We start from the raw sequence: 6,007 nt of genomic DNA, 5'->3' as shown, positions 1-6,007 counted from the left end.
ACAGTCTATTTTATCATCTGTTATGAGATAACTAAGATAGGAAAGAATTACGTTATCAGAAATCCTTTAATGGACTTTTGTAAATTTTGTAAACGTATCATCTTGTGAATTGATTACCTATAATCTTTAAAAGGAGTGTTTATATGCGTTATTCTAAAAAGAAATCATTTGCACTTTTAGATACTCTTATTTGGATTGCCTTTAAAAGATTATACCGCAATCTCAAATGATAGCTTTATTATTTTCAAAAGCTTTGTTTAAAGAGAGTTATGTATATTCATTTTGCTTATAGGTTTTGAAGGTATAAAAATCGTCAAAACCCCCTCAAAACGTATATTATTAGTTGAATTTATAGGTTGTAATGTCGATATAGGTTGTTTTTTAAAGATCTGTAAAATCTTAACACATTGAAATATAACGTTTTTATTTTTTGCTATTTTTTTATATAAAAGCAGCAACCGTCAAAACTCAAAACCTCTTCAAAACTCATAACCATAATGATCTTGATAGCATTTCTTATGATTATAAACCGTTTCTTTGGAAAGGCTTTAAAGGATCACATGTTTTTTTAAGACGTGTTTTAATCACTTACTAAAATCATAAGATTCGTCTGTTAAATAAACTGACATAACCGATAAAATAGACAAAAGCCCATTAAAAGAGATTTTAATAATCTATGAAATAATAGGTTATTTCCTTAAAATCTTGCACCAAAACCATGATCAGAACCCCACCACTTCAGTTTCTCAACTAGTGATCAAGGCTTTGGAGCGCGTCTTATTTTCTAAATTTCTGAAATCTTTTTGATATTTTTTATGTGCTATTTCTTGTCTTTTTTCCGATAAAATTGACTATTTTCTCTTTCCACGAGCGGGGTTGCTCCTTGCTAGTAACCTCTTGTTGATCATCAAGCTTTTCTGCCACCTGTTCAATCAAAGCGTAACTCACTTGCTTTGATTTTGCCACTTCTTTGGCTAAAGCTATTGCCCGTTCAAGGTGAGTTTCGTTGATGCTCTCGTCAAAACCTAGGTGATCCCCTGCTGCAAAACTTTGCTGATAAGAATGCAAGGTTTCAACATCACCTAATAAAGCAAGAGCGCCAAGATGAAGCAAAGCATCATCCGTATCATCTCCCTTATCCGTTGCATCCTGTTGCCAAGGAGCTAGACCATAATCAGAGCGAAGTCTTTCAGAAAGATCAATAGCCGTTACTGACCATTCTAGCGCATCATCAAGCGCCTGTGTTAAACGATCCGCAGTAACTTCTGGTTCAAAGATTTCTAATCCCTTGGCTTCAAAATTAAGTTGTATATCTGGGATATCTTCCGTGTGGGTAGGATTAATGAATTTGCAAGCTGAAGCCAAAATGCCTGTGCTAATCAAAAAGGCGCTATCAAATTGCGGGTAATCTTTGGCAATTTCGTCGTTATAAAGAATGTCTACTTCACGATCAGGCAATTGATAGCTTGCTATATAATCATCACCATCGATTTTCTCAGTTGACCACCCTAAGCTTTTTAAAAGTGCTGTTGCACTTTCCATGGTCAATGGAGCATCATTGTCATCCGCTTCATCTACCTCCTCTATCGCTTCAACAGCAACAGTTTTGGAATCAATAGATGTTGTTTGGGGATCAAGGAACAAAATCGGAGCGTTTTTAGGAAAACCCATTCGATAACCCCGTGCAAGAGTAAGAGCGTTGTCAATCGTATATTTCGTGATACCTTCCACAAAGCCTAGATGGTTCTTTGCCCTGAAACTTTCTTTATAAAATTTGAGCTTTTCAATATCACCAATCAGAATAAGCGCTATAAAGTGACGTGCCACAAGGTGAGCTTCACTGTTTGTTGGCAAAGCGGCATAATCATAGATGATTTGATTGACATTTTGCCGATCAGCCCACTCAAGAATATCCGCACTAATCTTCTTCAGTTTTCCTTCGTCCAATTCAGCACCAGACAACGTATAAACTTCTTCTGCCTCTTTGAGAGCTATATATTGGGGCAATTTAGGAAACATATCTCGATGAGCAGTAGAAAAGCCAAGTGTTGAAAGAGAAGCTTTAAATACAACAATTGGTGTTTCTCCTTTTATATCAGATCTGTACACTATATTAATGATACGACCTTTGCTTATAAAATAAGCATTGCGCTCGTAGTTTTTATCTCGATAAACTGTCCACCCCATCCTTTTTAAGTCTTCAGAAACTGTATTAAGAAAAGAAAAATCTTGCAAACTAAGACGATCATCTATGGCTTTTCGCTCATTAAGGATTTTCAGATGCTCTTCAGCAAATTGAACGGCGTGATTCACATAGTCTTCTAATTCTTCATCAAGATTTTGCAAATGCTCAGGAATCTTACCTGCTGCAAGTGAATTTTGATAAGATTTCAGCACATCAATTTTACCGGTCAACGCTAAGCAAGCCAAATGCCAAATCACATCTGGATAATAGTTATATTCTTGAATAAGCGTTTTGCTTTTTATTGATACTTGCAAATCTTGAGCACGTGCCCATTGTACTACCCGTTCAGAAATTTTGCTCAACTCTTGCTCATTTAATGTTTCTACACAAATATCAATGCCTTTACTAAAACAATTAAAAATTCTCCCTCCAAGCGTATCAAAGGAATCATAAATATCCATAGATGATATACAGCGATATTTTCCATTATGGTAGATATAACGGCAAGCTATAGAAATCTCCTCATTTGATATTTCCGCTTTAAGATGGACATTGTAATTATCACGAAGACGTATAAAACCAAAATCAAACTTGATAAAACGGTCAGGCAAAGAAAGCCACATTTCCCCAGACTCATTAACAAACCACCCTTGCATTTTGAGGATGCTGTTTGCTTCTGTAAGGTTTATTAAGCGTTTTTTTGGCTTCTTACGCACCAAAATGTCATCCAATTCACCATTTCTATAGGCCTGTGCAAAGAGAAAAAGGCGCTCTTTTCGAGTTGTCATTTCATAATCAGAAAATTCTGGTACAGATAATGTTGGGATGAGATTCTTACTCCTTAAAGCCTCTATATCACCAAGAATAGCTTTTGCAACGAGAGAGTGATCAGCTGCTTTTTCACGCAACTTTTGTTCAATATCCTGTGCTTGTGCCCAAGCTATTACCCTATTTAAAGCTTCCTCAATATGCCTTTCTGATAGATCTTGGGCTGTAACCCCAAAATCTTCTTTTGCAGAAAACAGTGTCTCTTCATATTTATACTTCGATGCTTCTCCATCATTATATTCCTCGGCAAGACAATAGGCAGCAGTGGTAAGATTGACAGACAGTCGAAACCTTCCACCATCCTGTCCATAATCTACAACATTATAACTAATGCCTATAATGCGATCAGGCAGATGGTAATGCGCAAAAGTATCTCCTACTTCATCACGATAAGGCTCCCAGCCACGCTTTTTTAATATTTCTGTTACATCTTTGGTCTGCATCATCATTCCCCCAGCATAATCCTTAATTCTTTTACATAAAAATTACTTGCGTAACACTGAGGATCTCTAGAAAGACCATATACTTCATCACCCCTAATGTCATCTCCTCCATAGTTTTTTCCAAAAACTCTTGTAAAAAGGGATAGGTTGCGGAGTGGGAGTATTCTCAATCTTTTCAATTGGTTGGTCACCATCAGGTATCTCAACTCCCGCGTGTATTTTAATTCTTTTACAAAGGAATTCATAAAAATTACTGGCGTAATATTCGCAATTATCCAATGGATAACATAACATAGATTGGACATTCTCCATCCCGAAACTGCGTATAATCAAAATAAAAGGTTTCATCAAAATCAGCTTCACACACGATAAGCTGTTCTGCTGTCACAAAACCACGTTTTCTATCATTTAAATTCTGAAAAACAATATCACCAGCAGGAATACCCATAGGATTATCATAAAGACTATAGATTTCTTCACCACCAATGTCCCCGCCTTTACAATGTTCTAAAAAACTCTTGTAAGACGATGTAAATTGTAAACCGAGAGCTTTCTCCGCCTTTTCAATCACGAGATCATCAACCTGCTTATCTTTGCTAGCAAAATTAACAATATCACCTTCATATTTATCAACTAATACTGTAACATCATCTAAGGTATAGGTTTTCATAGATGATCCTCCTAAAAGGGATTAACAATTCTTGCATTCTTGAAAAGAAAAAAATAATGGTGGTTTAACATTGCAATTTGAAAGTAAAAACACCATGCAAAAAAATCTACTTCAAATTATCTGTAATCCTTTTACAGAGGAATTCATAGAAGTTACTTGCGTAATACTGGGGATCGCTAGGTGGAAATCTAAGATAGAGCGGGCACTCACCATTCTGAAACTGAGAATAATCAAAATAAAATGTCTCACCAAAATCGGTTCTACTAACAATAAGTTGCTGTGGCGTTGCAAAACCATTTTTTCTATAATTTAAGTTTTTATAAACAATATCATCACTACGAACAATCTCAAAGTTTGTATCATAAACGCTACATATTTCCTCACCACAGATCTCTGCTCTTACATAGTTTTTTAAAAAACTTTTGTAGGAGGATGTGAATTGCAATTTAAGAATCCCCTCTGCTTTTTCAATTAGTACATCATCAACTGCTTCATCTGTAGAGCCAAAATCGATACTATCGCTATATTTATCAACTAGTACTACAACATCATCTAAGGTATAGGTTTTCATAAATCTTCCCCTGCGTGCTCTTTAATTCTTTTACAGAGAAATTCATAAAAATTACTTGCATAATAATGTGACGCTCCAGATGGAATCTCGACGTAAAGTGGGCATTCACCATCCTGAAACTGAGTATAATCAAAGTAAAATGTTTCACCAAAATCAGTTCTATTCACGGCAAGCTGATTTGGTTTTGCGAAACCATTTTTTATATCCGTCAAATGATAGAAAACAATATCACCAGCAGGACACTTATCAAAACTTGCGTTATAAATGCTAAATATTTCATAACCTCCAATTTCTCCTCCTTTATAATTTTTTAAAAAGTCTTTATAAGAAGTTGTAAACTTTACACCAAGAATTTTCTCAGCTTCTTCAATCCTTTCATTACTAACCGCATCCTCTGCAGTGCCAAAATCAACAATATCACTATATTTCTCAACCAACTCTGCAACATCATCTAAGGTGTAAGTTTTCATAATTTGTTCTCCTATAAATCGTTATTTTTTAATTTTTGTATCTTTCGGTTTATAACATTCAGCACATAACATCCAAAGTTCTTCTCTCAACTTTTTAAACAAATCTCTATCAATATCTGATCCCATTTCCTTAGGCCTATTATGAAGGATACGATGATATTTTTTATGAAACTCGTTTGTCACCATTGCTAGAGGACCATCATGTGTTTGCAATATGTGATGGAATTCAATGGATTTATCATCAAATCCTATGGGCGCTCTTCCTGCTGTCATCTTTTCAATATTTGTACCTTCTACTTCTTTCCCTTTTTCTATCCAAGTAACAATTCGGTAAGGATTAAACAGCTTTTCACTCTCATAAACTTCATATTTTTGAGTAATTATTTCTCCTTTGTGAGGTATTTCAAGCTCAAAAACAGTGGATTTTCTGTCTGACCATAAATGTTCTCCTTGTGTGAAATATTGAGTTTTAGCAATTTCATCTCTGATTTTTTCCGTTGATTGAGCAATGTCTTTTTCTGGATAAATATCTTTTATTTTATTTCTGACTTCTTCAATTGTCTGAGAAGCTTTGTTTCCTGTTTGCTCATGAACTGCAACAGCTTTATCGCTTATTTTTTCCGTTGATTGAGCGATGTCTTTGCCTGCTTTTGCAGCCGTTACCTCAGCCTTAGCTACTAATTTGGCAAGAGCTTTTTCGGTAAGCTTGCCAACAAGCTGTATACCTTCCTTGGCTGCTCCAGCACCTCCCAAAAACAGCGTTGCTACTTCAGTCAATAATTGTCCGAATTCAAGACCAGCATTAAAGGAACCACCGGCACCGGCTCGCTCATATTCCTC

The 6,007-nt window shown here is 35.6% G+C and carries 4 protein-coding genes and 1 pseudogene; all 5 read right to left on the bottom strand.

Annotated features, from left to right (window positions below; translation table 11 throughout):
- Nucleotides 1-813: 813 nt before the first annotated feature.
- Entirely contained in the window at nt 814-3,456 is a 2,643-nt protein-coding gene (locus PVV57_RS09490) for a DUF6990 domain-containing protein (protein ID WP_273783969.1), read from the bottom strand.
- Between the two features lie 99 nt (nt 3,457-3,555).
- Nucleotides 3,556-4,126, bottom strand: a pseudogene (locus tag PVV57_RS09485) (SMI1/KNR4 family protein).
- Nucleotides 4,127-4,232: 106 nt separating this feature from the next.
- Nucleotides 4,233-4,697 carry an SMI1/KNR4 family protein gene (locus PVV57_RS09480; protein ID WP_273783968.1) on the bottom strand — a complete coding sequence of 155 codons (465 nt, stop codon included), beginning with the start codon at nt 4,695-4,697 and terminating at the stop codon, nt 4,233-4,235.
- Nucleotides 4,694-5,167, bottom strand: a complete 474-nt coding sequence (locus PVV57_RS09475) for an SMI1/KNR4 family protein (protein WP_273783967.1) — start codon at nt 5,165-5,167, stop codon at nt 4,694-4,696. Before PVV57_RS09475 ends, PVV57_RS09480 begins: the two co-directional genes overlap by 4 nt.
- Before the next feature lie 21 nt (nt 5,168-5,188).
- Nucleotides 5,189-6,007, bottom strand: an 819-nt coding sequence (locus tag PVV57_RS09470) for an HNH/ENDO VII family nuclease (protein WP_273783966.1), incomplete at its 5' end; no start/stop codon positions are given.

Origin of the sequence: Bartonella sp. AU15XJBT, from assembly GCF_028618615.1 — a bacterium.
In the GTDB taxonomy this organism is placed as follows: domain Bacteria; phylum Pseudomonadota; class Alphaproteobacteria; order Rhizobiales; family Rhizobiaceae; genus Bartonella.
The sequence above is the reverse complement of the archived record's forward strand: the minus strand, read 5'-3'. Positions and strand labels throughout refer to the sequence as shown.